At 39.1% G+C, this 16,817-nt stretch carries 14 protein-coding genes; all 14 read right to left on the bottom strand.

Features of this window, described 5'->3' with window-relative positions:
- Positions 1-4: 4 nt before the first annotated feature.
- A complete protein-coding gene (locus ACN0W5_RS14200; protein ID WP_417454757.1) occupies positions 5-1,201 on the bottom strand; it encodes a GNAT family N-acetyltransferase in 1,197 nt (398 codons plus the stop codon).
- Positions 1,202-1,205: 4 nt separating this feature from the next.
- Positions 1,206-2,306 (bottom strand): pyridoxal phosphate-dependent aminotransferase, encoded by a 1,101-nt coding sequence (locus tag ACN0W5_RS14205; protein ID WP_417454758.1) that lies wholly within the window; start codon positions 2,304-2,306, stop codon positions 1,206-1,208.
- Positions 2,307-2,359: 53 nt separating this feature from the next.
- On the bottom strand, positions 2,360-3,346 hold the full coding sequence (locus ACN0W5_RS14210; RefSeq protein ID WP_417454759.1) for a radical SAM/SPASM domain-containing protein: 987 nt from the start codon (positions 3,344-3,346) through the stop codon (positions 2,360-2,362).
- A 642-nt stretch (positions 3,347-3,988) separates the two neighbouring features.
- Positions 3,989-4,129, bottom strand: a complete 141-nt coding sequence (locus tag ACN0W5_RS14215; protein ID WP_417454760.1) for a transposase — start codon at positions 4,127-4,129, stop codon at positions 3,989-3,991.
- Between the two features lie 74 nt (positions 4,130-4,203).
- Positions 4,204-6,093: a hypothetical protein gene (locus ACN0W5_RS14220; protein WP_417454761.1), complete on the bottom strand. Its 1,890-nt coding sequence runs from the start codon at positions 6,091-6,093 to the stop codon at positions 4,204-4,206.
- A 93-nt stretch (positions 6,094-6,186) separates the two neighbouring features.
- The gene (locus ACN0W5_RS14225; protein WP_417454762.1) at positions 6,187-6,936 is read right to left on the bottom strand and encodes an IS5 family transposase; all 750 of its coding nucleotides are present in this window, start codon (positions 6,934-6,936) and stop codon (positions 6,187-6,189) included.
- A gap of 83 nt (positions 6,937-7,019) precedes the next feature.
- The gene (locus ACN0W5_RS14230; RefSeq protein ID WP_417454763.1) at positions 7,020-8,756 is read right to left on the bottom strand and encodes a sulfatase-like hydrolase/transferase; all 1,737 of its coding nucleotides are present in this window, start codon (positions 8,754-8,756) and stop codon (positions 7,020-7,022) included.
- Positions 8,757-8,845: 89 nt separating this feature from the next.
- Positions 8,846-9,991, bottom strand: coding sequence for an adenylyl-sulfate kinase (locus ACN0W5_RS14235; RefSeq protein ID WP_417454764.1), 1,146 nt, complete (start codon positions 9,989-9,991; stop codon positions 8,846-8,848).
- A gap of 271 nt (positions 9,992-10,262) precedes the next feature.
- Complete coding sequence (locus tag ACN0W5_RS14240) at positions 10,263-12,185, bottom strand: hypothetical protein (RefSeq protein ID WP_417454765.1); 1,923 nt, start codon at positions 12,183-12,185, stop codon at positions 10,263-10,265.
- A gap of 3 nt (positions 12,186-12,188) precedes the next feature.
- Positions 12,189-12,740, bottom strand: a complete 552-nt coding sequence (locus tag ACN0W5_RS14245) for a GNAT family N-acetyltransferase (RefSeq protein ID WP_417454766.1) — start codon at positions 12,738-12,740, stop codon at positions 12,189-12,191.
- Between the two features lie 2 nt (positions 12,741-12,742).
- Positions 12,743-14,071 (bottom strand): glutamate-1-semialdehyde 2,1-aminomutase, encoded by a 1,329-nt coding sequence (locus ACN0W5_RS14250; RefSeq protein ID WP_417454767.1) that lies wholly within the window; start codon positions 14,069-14,071, stop codon positions 12,743-12,745.
- On the bottom strand, positions 14,061-14,858 hold the full coding sequence (locus ACN0W5_RS14255) for a cytidylyltransferase domain-containing protein (protein ID WP_417454768.1): 798 nt from the start codon (positions 14,856-14,858) through the stop codon (positions 14,061-14,063). The genes ACN0W5_RS14250 and ACN0W5_RS14255 overlap by 11 nt, the downstream gene beginning before the upstream one ends.
- 4 nt (positions 14,859-14,862) lie before the next feature.
- Entirely contained in the window at positions 14,863-15,846 is a 984-nt protein-coding gene (locus ACN0W5_RS14260) for an N-acetylneuraminate synthase family protein (RefSeq protein WP_417454769.1), read from the bottom strand.
- Positions 15,843-16,805, bottom strand: a complete 963-nt coding sequence (locus tag ACN0W5_RS14265; RefSeq protein WP_417454770.1) for a Gfo/Idh/MocA family protein — start codon at positions 16,803-16,805, stop codon at positions 15,843-15,845. Before ACN0W5_RS14265 ends, ACN0W5_RS14260 begins: the two co-directional genes overlap by 4 nt.
- Positions 16,806-16,817: the final 12 nt, after the last annotated feature.

The following is a 16,817-nucleotide window of genomic DNA, read 5'->3' on the forward strand; positions in this document are numbered from 1 at the left end:
TCTTTTAGATGTAGTCGCTTTGAAAGTATCGCCAGCTGGCAAGGGGGAACAAATTGCAAAGTATTTTTTTAGATCTCTCTGGTGATTCTAATAATATAATGCGTCCATCTGTTATCATGTCTGCAGGAGAAGATCGCTGAAATAATAATGTTTGTAAGTCATTACTTCGAATAAAGCATCTGGGAGTATCTATGCTAGGTTCCCCGATTTGAAATATTCCCTGGTCAGGCGTCTCAATAGAGAGGGTGTCTTTTGCCTCTGATTTCGGGAGGTTGCCCGGGAGTTTAGAAATTTTATTCAAGTAATTTTGAATATTAAATACCCGGCCCATGATATTGGTCCGGCGATTTCTATATCGATATCCGTTTTCTTCAATCCAATACCTTAATTGATCTTGTGCGGAGCATTGTATTCGAACTTCATTGACTTTAATTTTGTGAGCATAGCCCTCAATTAAGGACACAAGGGATGATATTTGCGCGTGTTCAGCTGCTACAAGTTCAAGAATATCAAGTCGATCTATATTGTCTCTCATTGAAGTTCGAGCAAGAACTGCGAAGCTGGTGATATTGGTATCTGATCTTGTCGCCAATATAGATAATTCGTTGAAATCCTTGTAGTAATAAGAGGAAAATAGTTTCCTCCAGTGCTCTGGATTTCTTTTCGGAATACCACAGATCATGCTATTGTTTAAGCAACTGAATAGATCTTCTTCATAAAACTTCAGATCCTGATCGCTTGTTATCTGGACCCAATCGTTTGTTGGATTTAGGGGGGTAAAACCATCGATCTTCTTTTTATAGGCAAGTATGGGGAGAAGTGGAATGAAGTTGTTCTTTTCATACCATTTATAAGCTTTGCTGCTTTCGTCTTCACGATAGACACCAAAAGAGTCGAAGTTTTTGCCAAACAAAGAGATCGTGTTATCCAGAAGTTGTTGTCCGATCCCTTGGGATCGGTATGGAGGGTCTACATGTGCAGCACTTACCCATAACATTTGAGTGTGATGTTCGTTCGTGATTTTGAATGTTCTTTTTTCAAAGGGAACAGCGCCGATTAGCCTGCCGCTCTCAAATGCTAAACAGGCAGTCATTGGGTTCCCGTCCCATGTGGCGTCCGTTCGCGGAGTAGAGTCTGATCTTTCTATCAGCGCGAGCAACTCTCCCTTATCACATGGGGTGAATTTACGAAACTCAAACATGTAATTATGAGGTATTTCTTTCTGAGTGATGTTTTGTTTCCAGCCATTCTTTTAGTGTGTCGACAAAGGGTTGCATTTGCTCTGGATGGCCTAAGCTAACCCTTACACAGCTATCGTATGGTGGTTCAAATGCGCCCCGAATATATATCTTTTTCTCACGCATAAATTTAACCAACTCGGCCGAGTCAGTTCCATTTTGTAGGAAAATCATCAATCCGTTTGTGAAGTTTCCGCCATGCCATTCAAGACCAAGTTTTTGTAGTTCTGTCTTTAGGAGGGAGCATCCTGCTTTGGCTTCGTTTACATGGTCGTCAATTATGCTTGGGCGATTAAGCGCAAAAAGGGCAGCTTCCATCGAGATGGCATTCGTCTCGACTAAAGATCTGGTTTTGCTCAAATAATTGATATTGTCAGGGTGAGAGATTGCATAGCCTAGGCGTATCGCAGGGAGTCCCCAAGCTTTTGAAAATGTTCTTAATACAACAAGATTATCATATTTCAGCGTAAGGTCATAAACCGTATCTGTTCCGAAATAATGGTAGGCCTCGTCTATAACGACTACAATTCCTCGCTTAGAGCAATGCTCCAGAACTTTTTCTATTTCTTTCCGTGTAAAGGACGATTCAATTGGAAGGTTAGGATTGGCAATCATAACCATTGTTGTTTTGTTATCTATTTGATCGTAAAGAGTGTCCCAATCTGCATCATGTTCTTTGTTATAGGTGAATTTTCGATATTCTACCTGGTACATCTCAGCATAGATGGAGTACATCGGATAAGTTGGGTCTAATACAATGACATTTTCACGTGGTGAGCATAATGTTGCAAAAAGAAAGTTTATACACTCAGTAATTCCCTGGGTAACATAGATTTGCTCTTTGCCGATATTATGGAATTCTGCCAGCTTATTATAAAGAGGTGCAATATCCGGGGTGACATTGAGTATGTGATCCGGCAGGGATGATAGAAACTCGGTCATTAGACCGTGGTCCATATTGGCTACCCGTTCATTTCGGTCGAGTCGATATCCGTTTTCGATGTCCCGGTTTGAGGAAGTTTGATATCGACGCATCTCTTCAATGTGTGGCTTGAAATGAGATCGCATAATTTTCCCCAGAATTTATGAAGTTATAAGTTAATTAAGGTAAGTCGTAGGTGTTATTCAGAATCTCTGCGCGGAGGGGCGATAGGCCTTTCCAGATATTCGGGAAGCAGCCCGTCAAAAGATTCGTTTGTGTTGTTTCTACAATTGTAACAAATCGTATTTTCGAGTTTGTTATTTACATGCATACGTCTGAAATTCTTGTACACTTCGTTGGACCAGGCATCTGCGAGGCTTACGATATTCAAATCGGCGACAACAAGAGCCTTGTGATAGTCTAGAACGCATGCGGACATGAAGCCCTCAGGTGTGACCGTGAAGCTCTTAAAAGGCTGGAAGCATACACCTTTATGGCCTCGGCCCCTTATGTTGTCAGCTTCAATGTCACCGATTTCGTTGTTTTCCGGCATGGTTCCGCATGAATTAGTCAGAAGATGCGGATCCCATTCATCAATATACGGACGAACAATATCATGCAGCATATCCAGTTCAAACATATTGTCATGCGTTTGAACGATCGTTACGTAAATTTTGTACTGCTTTCCTGTTTCTTGTCTGTAATTATGAACCCATTTTAAGTTCTCAATTACGCGATCGAAATCGTCTTTACCGTGAATTTTTTTATAAGTCTCGCGCGTACCGGCGTGGATGGAAAATTTGATGCTGTCTAAGCCTGCGTCTATTACAGATTTTGCTCTGTGGGGAACGGCACCAGCTCCATTCGTTGTAATATAAACGTAGTCATAGCCGACTTCTTTTGCTTCGCGAACATACTGATCCAGATTACGGGCCATAAATGGTTCACCTGTCGCATAGAGGCCGAGTTGAGTTGCCCCGCATTCTTTTCCTTCGCGCAAGATACGAATGACATTATCAGCTTCCATAAGGATCTTATTGGCCATCCGGGGGTTAGCACAAAAGGTACATGAATGGTTACAAACCGATGATATATCGATAAGAAACTCATCGGGAAAGTCGGGGACAAGCTTGTACTTAGCTTTTTTTGCTTCCTCTTTGCGATCTTTAATCGATACTTCAGTCATAATTTACAAGCTTTTCTTTAGAATAATATTAAAAAATGACATTCTCGGGAGCTTATTCTTAGTTACTGAGAAGGTCAATAATTGCAGTAGATGTATATGTCATTTGTAAGTTAATGCAAATCGATCTTTTGTATGATTGATAGTCGAGAGTTATCTAGGGTGTGGACTCGATTGATCCAACATTTTATGTAGAACATGAATAGCATGTTTAGAAAGTTTGCTCCCTTTTTCTCAAGTCTTGTTGCTAGCCGGCTGTTATCCTTCATTTTACAAAAGAAACGCTCGACAATATTCCTCCTTACATAAAGGTTTTTATCGTGAGGGGCCGGCTTTTTGGCATTACTTTTTGTGGGAATGACAGACAATGCGCCGTCATCAGCGATAGCTTTTCTGATCTACGGCCACGTGAACCTTACTTGTCCGACCTCCGCGTGAGCGGCCGATATTTTTCGCCAGGTTCCCCTTTTTTGACCTCGCGGCTGCGCGGTGAGCCTTTACAATAGAACCATCAATAAAAATCAGGGCGTCTTCGCATTCTTCAGCCAAAGTATCAAATATGTTCTTCCTGACACCGCGTTCTCCCCAACGGACATGACGGTTATAGATTGTTGTGTGAGGGCCGTAACGCTCAGGAAGATCGCGTCATGGCGCGCCTGTGCGCAATATATAAAAAATCCCGTTTAGAATAACCCGGTCATCCCGACGGGCCGGACCACGGCCTCTTTTCGGTAGTAAAGGTTCAATAACCAGCCATTCTGCATCGCTTAAATCAAATCTTGCCATAGTAAAATTCCTTAATTCGGAGTTATGAATCATAAAAAGTCATATAGAGCAAGAGATTGAATTGGGTTCACACCCTAATTGTATTTTAAAATAAGAGCTCGAAATTTATCTATAAAATTATTCTCAATGTTGTTTGAAATAAATTTTTCGAAATATTCATTTTTATTTATATTCTTATGAAGGGTTTTGTTTTTAATTAAATCTTGAACAGTTTTACTTAAATCAGAGGGGCCATGAATAATAAAAGATGTAAAATCAAAAGGGTATCCATGATGACTATGATCTGGATCATACCAAAAAGCAGGGATGTTTGCACATAATGCATCTGCTGTAGGAGAAGATAAGCCATCAGTAATCGTTAAATCAGAAATTGCAATAACTTCAGTTGGATCAGCTGTTTCGGGGAGGAGTGTAACATTATTTCGTTTTTGTAATTTTCTTCTTACATTAATCAATTTCTGCCCTAAAGAGTCTGAAAACCAAATGTAACTTGGATCAACAAAATGATTATCATTCTTCGATGGTTTAAAGAATATGTGACAATTTTCAGTGCAAGATATTTGATATATATGTTCCAAAAACATAATTCCATGAGTGTAGTTTGTTCTGCACAGAGGTGAATCTATGTACGTAGTGTCAAATATTGAAATTATAATGGCAGGATTACTGTTTAGTTTTAAATATTTTTTCCGAAGAGCAACTCGATCTAAATTTTGGATCATTTGTGAAAATGGGGAGCCCCAACTAAGATAATTTTGAACATCTTGTGTGTGCTTTTTGTGAGAATTTATTGCATCCTTAGAATAAAGAAGCATATAGTTTGGATTCAAGCCATACCAAATTATATCCTTGGAGTCATTTCTTGATCCCTCTTTGGCAAATATGGCCGGTGACCCTATGAACAGTGGATATGATAAACTTTCTATATTATGCTTTCTAAGACATATGTTTTTTGCAATTTGATTGGTGTCCTCTTTGTTCGTGTATATGTATACTTTAAGACTTGTATTTTGACTTAAGTTTTCAGAATGTATTAGTTCGTCGAAGGCTATTATTAGGGCTCTATTTAAGGCTTCAAATTGGCTGGCTAAGCTAAGTGACAAGATTTTTAGCAAATTAAATCTTGTTTTGTCATCGATAGAGATGATTTTTTTATTTAATAATTTAATTGAAGAGTCTGATGTGTTGAAAAATACATAATCAGCGTTCTCTTCTTGAATTAAATTGTCTCTTGTTGATTGATATTCCCGTAAGAACAGAATGTCTTTTTTTAAGATATTTTTGTTATCAATAATGAAATCAAATTTTCGAGGGCCTTGAAACTTCATTAACCATGAAGTGTTCAAAGCAAAAGAAATTCTTTGAGTGTGTTTTTTAGTTTTTATAGGCTGTGCATCAATTTTATTATTTGATATTGCTAATCTTCTAGTGATGTATTTGGCCCATTTTTTAAATGTGTTTAAAAAATGGGAAATGCATCTACCAAACATAATAATTTTGTTAGTGTTAAGGTTTTTTAATTCATCAATAAAACCATATTTTTGACAAAGATAAATTAACTCGATATTTTTTGGTGAAAATAAAAAAGTCTTTTTTGACTCGTTTGCTATTGATAATATGAATAAAAATCGTAGTAAATCTTCTGCAAGTATTTTTTTTACTAAAATATCAGCATGTGTGTCTGAGAGAATCTCTTGTAATCCTTGGATACCTTTATGCGATTTACACTGCATTACAATGTGCTCTGCTTGTGCAATTGCTTGGCTATGAAACGGCGCCATAATCAAAGGAGGAGTTAATTGAATTTTTCCTGATTTTATTGCTTTGTTCCATTCAGGGAATTTTCGGACACTATCTTTGTCAATTACATGAATGCTTATTCCCGTTAATTTTAAAAGAAGTAAAAAACACAAAGTCCATCTGGGCGGTTGGTCAAGTAAAAGTGTTAATTTGTTATTTTGCATGAAGTCACTGTATGTACAGTTGTGTACTTTACTAAAGATTTAATTAAAAAAATATCGTAGAAGTATGCTTTGAAAAATAATTAGGGTGTGGACTCAGTTGATCCAACATTTTGTGGATAACATGAATAGCATGTTTAGAAAGTTTGCTCCCTTTTTCTCAAGCCTTGTTGCTAGCCGGCTGTTATCTTTCATTTTACAAAAGAAACGCTCGACAATATTCCTCCTTACATAAAGGTTTTTATTGTGAGGGGGCGGCTTTTTGGTGTTACTTTTTGTGGGAATGACAGCCAATGCGCCTTCATCAGCGATAGCTTTTCTGATTTTATGACTGCTATAGGCCTTATTAGCCACAATGGCCAGAGGCGGTACTTCCCAATCAAGGAAATCAGGCATCAGCTTGCTGTCATGAACGTGACCACCACTAATCGCAAGACGGATCGGGCGACCTTTCTGATCTACGGCCACGTGAACCTTACTTGTCCGACCTCCGCGTGAGCGGCCGATATTTTTCGCCAGGTTCCCCTTTTTTGACCTCGCCGCTGCGTGGTGAGCCTTAACAATAGAATCATCAATAAAAATCGGGGCGTCTTCGCATTCTTCAGCCAAAGTATCAAATATGTCCTTCCAGACACCGCGTTCTCCCCAGCGAACATAACGGTTATAGACTGTTGTGTGAGGGCTGTAACGCGCAGGAAGATCGCGCCATGGCGCGCTTGTGCGCAATATATATAAAATCCCGTTTAGAATAACCCGGTCATCCCGACGGGTCGGACAACGGGCTCTTTTCGATAGTAAAGGTTCAATAACCAGCCATTCTGCATCGCTTAAATCAAATCTTGCCATGATTGTTTTTTTATTTAACCTATGCTTTTTGATTAAAGTCATTCCTACTATATCGAGAAGTTAATGAAATGAGTATTTGAATATTATGTTTTAAATGGTGAGTAATTAAAGAAAGTTGGACTTTGCATGTAGTCGCGTATAGCTGTTTCAAGTTCTTTGGAAGTAACATCTAGTGGTTTCTTGTAATCTGTAGTCCCAATGTTAAATGCGCCAGAATAAATTTCGGAACCTATAATTTGAAGTGATGTTTCGTCAAAGGAAAATTGTTTAATTAAGCTCTGGGACGTATTCTGTGCAGAGATTTCATAAACACCATTATACACACTTTCAGATATAGTATATTTTCTTGAGGTATGATCTGATAAAATATCAATACCGTCGAATGTGTCTTCATAAGTGAAATCTAACAAGTTATGCAATGTTGGGCGTAAATCAATATTAGGGGAGCAGAGGCCTTCGTAGTCCATCGTAGGGACTCCGGGCCCTTTAATATAAAAGTCAATCTTCACTCGGTCATGTGTAAGAGTGGGCTCTGGGATCATTTTGTTACTGGGTCGAAATGCTTTCCAGGCACTACCATGGTCTGCAGTTAACATAACTAGAGTATTATCTGGAACGTTCTTTTCTATGAATGAAAAAAGTGCACCAAGTTCTCGATCCAAATCATGGACACGTAGCTGTTCTAGTTGTTTGCTCTGGGATAGAGCATCAGGATGGTCTTCTATTTCAAGAAAATCTAAACCGGTTGATGATCCTTCTCGACTTAAGTTATAGCTTCGAGATAATGGAGGGATGTTCCATGGTGGATGTGGGTCGGGTAACTGTAAGTAAGTGAAGGTTTTATCATGGCGATGTGTAGAAAGTTGTCCAATAACATCGGATACCCATTTGCAGGTATCGTAATTATATTCAGTTCTGCCTTCTTCAGCCCAGTGATATACAAATCGATCAAAACCCCTATTGAAGCCATAACTTGGAGTTATGCGGTTGGCTGCAGAATAACATGTTGTATGAAAGCCATTACTTTGAAAGGTTTCAGCCAAAAGATGATTGTTTTTAGATAATTTATAATTACGAGTAGGGTGAAATGCATGGTGTCGTGATGTCCGCAATCCCGTGAAAAAACTGGTTACAGAAGGAAAGGTCCATTCACTAGACGAAAAGCAATTATGTGCTTTGAAGCTTTTCTTGAAAAAGTGATTAATATTAGGTGTTAATTCTATATCCGGCAAAGTGGGATGAGTTTTACCCTGTATCCGTTTACACCCACCATCAAGGACAAGAACAAGAACATGTTTTATTTCACTTCTTTGAGTAGAAGGCTTATGAGCTTTGACACTGATCCATCGAGGCATTGTTAAATGAATTTTCTCATTACAATGGATAACAATCTTTTCCGCTTTTGGGGGGACAGGGAGGCGTATATCTAGCCATCGTCCCTTTGAGGATTGCCAGTGTACTGATTTTAGGTGTGTTTGTTCAACGGTATGGTCGCCAATTGTTATTTTTAATAAGCTGTTTTGTTCCCAGCTGTCAGCTGTTACGCCGATTTGAATGTGTGAGGCTCTTTCCCCATAAGGCAATGGAAGAATCGTTTCATCAGAAATCGTTAGACTGCTTCTAGTATCGTCACTTCTTGTTATAGTTTGTCTAATACCTTTCAGGCCTTTGAAATACTTTTCTTCAAAACAAGGTATTCCAAGAGGTTCAGCTGTCCAAAATTTTTGTGTAGTATTTTGTTGGTTGGATCGGATAAGAAGGCTTTTAATTTTTGGAGGAAGCAACCAATTCGTTACAAAGTTTTTAAATTTAAATTGCATTTTCTAAGCGAACTTCATAAAATCTATATTGTTTCTAATTAACAGGTATTTTGTAATCAAAATTTTTGGTGTTACAAGTTTTTTTTGTTTTAAGTTTTAGTTGCACTTAGTCTGATAACGACAGGATTATCATCTTTGTACTTTGCTAGGCCATCGCATTCACTGGACTGTATTACTTGTAATCCGGTGTTTTCGACCCTTTTTGTTAATTCATCTAGAACGATGAAGCGGCGATAGTGTCCAGCTATTCGTTCCGTTGGGCTTAATACCTCCCCCTTTCTTGCAAGAGGGTCGTTTATTGATCTGCATTCAACAAATATATACCCATTCTTTGATAATAATTTAGCTGCAATATTCCAAAATTCTATTTCTTCAGATGGTGTCATCGCGTGTAAGCAGAATCTACTATAAATTACATCGAACTGAGTACTATCTTCTTTCCCTAACGAATTTATAGTCCCAACGGAGAACTTAATTTCCTGTTTTGAATAATTTTCAATACAATAATCGATAGCCGATTTAGATAAATCTAATGCAGATACAGTATGTCCACGGCTTGCAAAGAAAGACGCATCTCGACCGTTCCCACAACCAACCTCGAGAATACTTTGTTTTGAAGTAAGTTGTGAATTCACGTGTTGGGCAAATGAAGATGGGATATTTGGAGCAGATCCTTTTCCATAATAATTGTTCCAGTGTTTTTTCCTGCCTCGATCTGATGTAATTTGTCCATCTTGGGATAGGAAATAATTTACAATTTGTTGAGCTGCAAATTCAGGATTGGTATCGCCATGGTTTTCTATTGTCAAATCAGGTTTTTTCGGAAAATCATACAGATTTTCAAAATCAATATCTTTTTGATAAATACCTTTAGTTAGACTATCTCTACGCCGCCGCTCTTCATCAGGTACATTTAAAAAAATCTCAACGGAATGAGATACATTTTCTTTCATCCAAGCTCTAACTTCGTCGTACATTGCCACTGCTGAAATAATAACGATAAAACCTTGTGAGGCTAAATGGCTAGATAAGTGAAAATACACTTTAGCTAATTCGATTCTATCTTCTTTATTATAGCCCCATTTGTTCGCGAAGATTGCTCGTAAATCATCTCCGTCTAAAAAAATACAAGAATAACCACCTTCCTTGAGTTTACTTTCAACTTTCCTACCTATTGTAGTTTTCCCAGAAGCTGAATATCCTGAAACCCAAATAATTCCGTCTTGAATTTTCATCTAAAATATAGCGCCTTGATGTGTAAGGTTGAGATAGTAAAATCAGTATTAATAACAGAAACAGTAGTGCCAGATGCACAACAGTGCATAGAGAATCCATAAACCAGATTTAATAAACTTTTCGTTCTATGTATACAAGATTAAAACGAAATTCTTAGGTGCAGGCAGTGATATTGAGTGACATATCGTTTGTTTTGCGGAAGAAGGCCTGAGAAATGAATCATTGAAAATTTATTGAATAATCAACCATTAAATCTTAGATTTAAGCATATCAATTGTACCAGCCAGTTTGACAGAGAAGGTAGAGGGATACTAAATCGCCTAAGTTGGCACTGTTAAGTTCTTCTCCTGCGATATACTTGTCCACTATTGTTGAGGCATAACCCAGATCAAATGTATTTGTGTCGAGTATTTCTTCGTAGGGTTTGCTTTTTAAAGTATCAACGGCTAATTCTCGCATGGAGGAATGATACAGTAGTTCAAAATTATGATTAAAGCTGTGGTCGGTATCGTATGTATAGGAATGAGGACCGGTTTGTAGGTTCTTTGGATATGGAATACGGTCATTAAGCATGGATTTTAATAGGTACTTTGTCGATTTGAAGTCCAGGCCTCTTCCATAGTCTTCCGGCATTATTTTAAGTAAGCTTTGAATTTGGCCATCCCAATAAGGCATATCTGACTTTATACCAAAATGATCTGACATAATATGTGCTGTTAACACGGTTGAACCCTGCCAATGAAAGCTATTGTATAGTTCCAAGTACCAGGAATAAATTTCCTCGGGATCAGCATTTTCAATACCTGAAAAATAGCTCTCTTCCATTGTTTGTGTGTAATTTTCCGCACCTGATGCGTTGAGAAGCTTTGAATTGGTAATTGACCAAAAAGGCATACGGCCGTTGCGGAGAAAAAAGCTAGTAAGCATTTGACGCATCTGGCTGCCGGGATTGTCCTCAGCACTGTCAAAATTGCTGGTATTCGCTCTGGCTTTGAACAATTGAAAAATGGGGTCTTGGTTATGGGCGTTGTTATTTATTTGCTTTATAAAGGTGGGGCCAAATAAATAGGAAGCCATTTTATCCGCATATTCGCGGAAATCGTATGAAGGATGAAATATTGTAGCGTACTGGCTAAAGCCCAAATTGTGGGCCCCGTCACTTATTTCTCCAATATAGTTGGTTTCATCACCATTTGCTGTTTCTTTAATTTTCTGAGCGAGAAGATAATGGTTTAAACCTGTAATGCTTTGAAAATTATGTTTCTTAAATATGGGTTTTGATGCGGCAATTGTCTCTGGAGCATTATTTAGGTGATCAAGGTCAACGATATCGATTTTAACCCCGTAATGTTCAGAAAACTTCTCTGCCCTTTCAATTTCATACCTGTTACAAACACCGCTTCGCTCGGAATATTTCATCCGACCAATTACACCTCTTACCTTTTGGGGGCCGTGTAAATGGACCAAACCAGCTAATATTGACGTGGAATCCCACCCTGAGGAGAGAAATACTGCATTGCCGTCAGCAGAAGAACTGGCATCCAAATGATCCAGAAAAGAATTGGCATAAATCTCTTCCTCTTGGGCGCCAAAATCCTTGAACTGTTTTTGACCAGTAAAAGGTCTGTTGTTTATTTTGAAGTTGTTGCGGTTGATTGAAATTGTGTCTCTGACACCTAAACGAGTAACGGATTTATATATGGTGTGTTTTTTTGGCGGCCGGTGCCCATAGTAGGTTAGTGTATGGGCCAGTGCGGACTGGTCGTATCCATCCCTAGCGGGATTGTCTGGTAATAGTGATAAGTCACTTGCGGCAACTAAAATTCCGTCTGCCTTTTGCAGATAGACATCTATTTTCCCAAACTGGTCTCTGTAAATGTCAATCTCACCAGAGGATTTAATCCAAATGAGTAGAAAGCGCCCTTCCAGATGGTCTTGAGAGTTAACTCTGGATTTACCGGAGATATCTTGGAGAGCTGACAGCGTTGAGGGGTAGGCGTGCAGCTTTTGAGCGGTGTCTCGCCATCCATTTATGTCGCCATAACAAAAAAGTTTGTCACCAGATAGGGTGGATATCGAAGCAGGAGCACTTCCTTCAATCTTAAAATGTGGGGATGAATATAAACTGGCTAACGCACGATTGCAGCCAGCACCTTCTTGAGAAATTTGACCTATGGTTAGCCTGAATTCCATATCCTACCCCTGATTTAATTTCCGCTGCCAAATTTCAGTAATAACTCCATCAGCCCTTGTTAATTTCTCATCGACAAGAACATGAAATCCTGATTTAGCAAAAGCATGTTGTGACCCAACATTTTGCGGGTCGATTGCAGCAAGAACTTCTTCTGTTTGTAATTGATTCAACGCGTAGTTACTGACGGCAGTAATAATTTTTCTCCCCCAACCTTGTCCCCACAAGGTCGTATCGAAAATTGCCAGGCCAAGCCAAGAGTTTTGTTGCCTAATATCGTGCAAACGACAAGTGCCGCAGTGTATGCCCTTAACAAAGAAGCCAAATAAGATGCAATCTGAAGCTGTGTCGTTTTGTAATACAAACTGGGTGACATTTGTATTGTTATACTGACTGCCACCCTGAGTAGATAGGTATTTTCTAACAATAGGAGTATTCAAGCTATCAATATAATTACTGCTGATATCCTCAGTCTTTAATGGCCGGAGCAATGCGCTGTCAGCAATTTGAAGGATAGGGTCAATAGCGTGAGCTAAATTCAGAGATGAAAAAGACATGGCTATATTATGGCCCTAAATACCGGTTTAATTTCGGGGCCGATCAATAGCTTTTTTGCATTTCCTGTGTCAATTGCCTGTTTATAGATTCCACATGCCTTCTCAAACGCAAGGCACGTTAGTCCAATATCACTTTGTGTATGACTTGGGGTGACAATGAAAATACCTTGGAAGAGCACGCCATGTGAGGCGATTTCCTGCATAAAGAGAGTTCTAAACGTCCAGTCGAGTTCTTTATCCGGCCCCAGAATGTTAAGGAGTAGGTTGCAGGGATAGCCCTTCAGTTGGAGAAAATCCTCAAGACCCTCTAATTTAATAATACGGTTTAATCGCTCTTGCAGGATTGTACCTATTTCCCAAATCTTTGAGACGTAATTTTCTTCTCTGAACAATTTAAGGGTGCTCATCATGGCGGCCAATCCGACAGATTCAGCTCCATGTGTGCTTGATAGCAAAAACAATTTTGGGTCACCAGATCTTGAAATTCCTCCGAGTTCCATTATATCGGAGCGGCCGGTTAAAGCTGCGAATGGAAACCCATTGGCAAATCCCTTGCCATAGGTGTTGAGGTCTGGTTTTACCCCGTAATAATCAGAGGCACCGGGGACACCCATTTTTAATCCTGTGATCATTTCGTCCAAGATCCATAATGATCCGTTTTGATCGCATAATTCCCGAATACCCTCTAAAAATCCTTCTTTTGGAGGGTCGAACTTTACCGGCTCCATAAGAACGCAGGCTATTTGGTTGGGATATTGGACAAACAATTGCTTTAGTGAATCAAGGTCATTGTAAGAAAATGTGACGGTAAATTTTTTGAGTTCATCGGGAATGCCAAAATTTGCGGCTGTTACGCCGATGAACCAATCATCAAAAGAAAAAAAAGGATGTTCTTTTGGAACCGCGATTATTTTTCTTCCAGTAAAGGCGCGAGATAATTTGACTGCAGCTGTGGTAACTGATGAACCATGGCGGGCAAATTTGACCATGTCCGTTTGTGTTGTTTCCAAGAAGAGTTCTGCTGCTTCAAGTTCAAGATTACTGGGGCGAGATAAGTTTACGCCTTGAGATAATGTATCTATTACCGCCTGATTAACTTGTGGTGTTGCATGGCCAATTGAAACAGATGCTAAGCCCATTGACCAGTCTATAATCTCGTTGCCATCTGCATCCCAAAGGTGTGTGCCTGAACCCTTTATAATCCCTGAGGATGATAATTCTGGATATTGATCTCTACCTTTTGAGTAGGTATGCGCACCTCCAGGCACGAGGCGCTCAATGCGTGAAGTAAACTCTTTGGATTTTTTGAAGGATAATTTGCTATTTCTCATGGGGGAAAGTTTCTTTTTGGCAGTGAGCCCATAGGGGGGTCATATCAACAAAAGGCTCAACAAGTCTATGCAGTTTGGGATGTCGATCAACAAACTTTAGTATTTCTTCTGTCGGAATATGGGGTTTTGTATTCTTTAAATTTTTAAAAATAGCGCGACATAGAATTAAATCTTCTGGATTATCCACTGTTAATCGGAGATCTAATCGATTCCAATTTTCTTGGCATGGAATGACTTGAATATTGAATTTGTCGTGACAGCGCCTGGCATAAGCAGAACAAAATTCACTACGTTCGTCGTCGTTACCTTCTTTATGAGATTTTTCTAAAGAAGCTAAAGAGTATATTTCAAAGTTTAAGCCTTCAGGAAGGAATTCTGTGACGGTGATATCGTTGTTATTATTAGTATGTTCCTTCCACACCGCAGGAAGCATTTCCCAAGATGTAAAAGGACATTCGCTAGTAATACGGAAGACATCTGAAGCGGATTCATGGTGTCCACATTGAATAAGACGTTGTAAAACATCTTTTTGGTCGCCTAGGATATAACCGATATCATGACGGTTCGCGACATCTATAAATATTTGGTTTTCTATACCTTCAGAAATACCAAGGACAATAGCATCGATTTCAATCGCTGCTTTCATTTCTTCCAAAATATGATCAAGAATGGATATTCCTTGGTCAAGGGTTTGGAGTGGTTTTCCAAAAAGCCTCGTTCCTCCTGCCCTGCATGCAAGAGCAGCAACGAGACGTCTGTTTTGTTTTGTACGTTTTTCGGAGTGCAATTTGTTACCCAATATCACTTGGTTTTATTGGTTGTGCTTCTTTTACTTTAGCAATTAATTTCTTGCCGATTACTAGATCTGGATTCTCTATACCAATAGGTTCATTCGGGCGTATTAGTGCAATATCGGTATGCGTGAGAATATGCCCTATTTTCAAATCACGAACCGCGACAATTTTTTTCACTGCTTTGTTTCGATATTCCACTTCTTGTGGAGAGGGAGTTATATCATTGCTACCAATCGCTGATAAAGTACGCTTAATGGTTTGAGCATAAACCAAAAACTCTTGAGGTGGGAGTGCAGAAATATAATCTTCAATTTCAAGAATTCTATCTAAAGTAATATGTTTTTCAATTATACGGCAACCTAGGATTAAGGCCATTGATGTTATGGGGGCGGCATCTTCTGATGCACCGTCGACATGGTCTAAAAAGCCAATTTCAACACCTAAAGAGTCTGCTAAAACAGGGATGCGCGCCAAGTTTGTGAGTTCGAGTGGAGTTGGCTCGGATTGAAAGCCGTACATTAATGTAACATTTGTACGGTTTGTTATGTTATAACGCGCTACATAATCTTTCAATTCTAATAAAGTGATACCGCCAAATGCAATCAAAACAGGTTTTTCTTCAGCGAGAACTTTCTCGGTTAATTCCTGATCAAAAAATGTCGTCGTATGAAGCTTGTAGCCGTCGACACGAATTTCTTGTGCAATTTGAAAAGAACGATCACCAAAGACATCAGCATAAAATTCGATATCGAGTTCTTTTGCGTAGTTTTTAAGCTCCTGCCAGCTTGCGAGAGGCATTTCCAGAGATTTAAAAATATCATAGTGAATATTACCTGGCGCAGCTAGTTCATCGACAAAAACGATCTGGAATTTGACTGCATCTGCTTTTGCTTCTTTCGCGCCACGTATAAGAAGTTTAGCAGTATCAACACTGCCTTCGTAGCCTTGTGCTGCTTCTGCAATAATTTTTAACTTTGTCACGTTCTTGATATCTTTATCTGGAGGTCCAAAATTTGACTAGCATCTTTAACGGATGTAACCGGTGGAGTAAGGCCTTTAATTCCCTCAAGAACATGTTGTGTCTGTGCGACATACATTTCATTGAGATCGTCTATTTTTTCTTCAGGAAAGTGTTTGGTTTCACCATCTTTGTTAATCAGCGTCAAACCGCTATTAAAGTCCCATTCCAAGATACCTTTTGTTCCTGCTATTTCATATTTTCGTCGATAGACAGGATACAGGTAATCCATTTGGATGGTGGTTAGAGTCCCATTGTCATGTTTTAGGCAAGCAATAGCTAGGTCATTCGTATCTATTTCTAAAATCTGCGTATTGGTTGTCATAGACTTTATTGAGTTAACAGGTCCCAGCAGCCATGTAATGGCATCAAGTTCATGGGCGTCAAATTCTATACCTCCGCCCAGATCTTTGCGTGCTGAATAGGTTGTTCTATAATCTTCCCATGGATGCCAGTCTGGTAGCCAATAACCACCATGTACTCTGGATGAGAAAACGACACCAATTTTGCCATCACAAATCAGCTGTTTCATCTTGGTAAATGCGGGATGAAACTTCCAATTTGAACCTACGTGGGCAAATATATTCTTTTCTTCAATTGTTTGGATTAACCTTGGTACGCTGTCTTGATTTGTTCCCAGTGGCTTTTCAATTAGTAGATTACACCCGTGATCAGCAGCAGCAATGGATTGTTGAACATGAAATAAGTTTGGACTGGCAATTACAACAAGATCAGGTTTTTTTTCTAAGCCTTTCTCAAAATCATCACAACTCTCTAACCCCATTGTTGTTTCGAAAGAGAGCCTTCTTTCTTTGTTGGGATCATATCCGATAATTTTCTGTATTCCACAGGCTTTTAAATTACGTGTGTGTCGTAAACCGATTGACCCTAAACCAGAGATAAGAACTGTTGGGCTTGTCATGCGTAATTGTAC

Origin of the sequence: Kiloniella sp., from assembly GCF_048270245.1 — a bacterium.
In the GTDB taxonomy this organism is placed as follows: Bacteria; Pseudomonadota; Alphaproteobacteria; order Kiloniellales; family Kiloniellaceae; genus Kiloniella.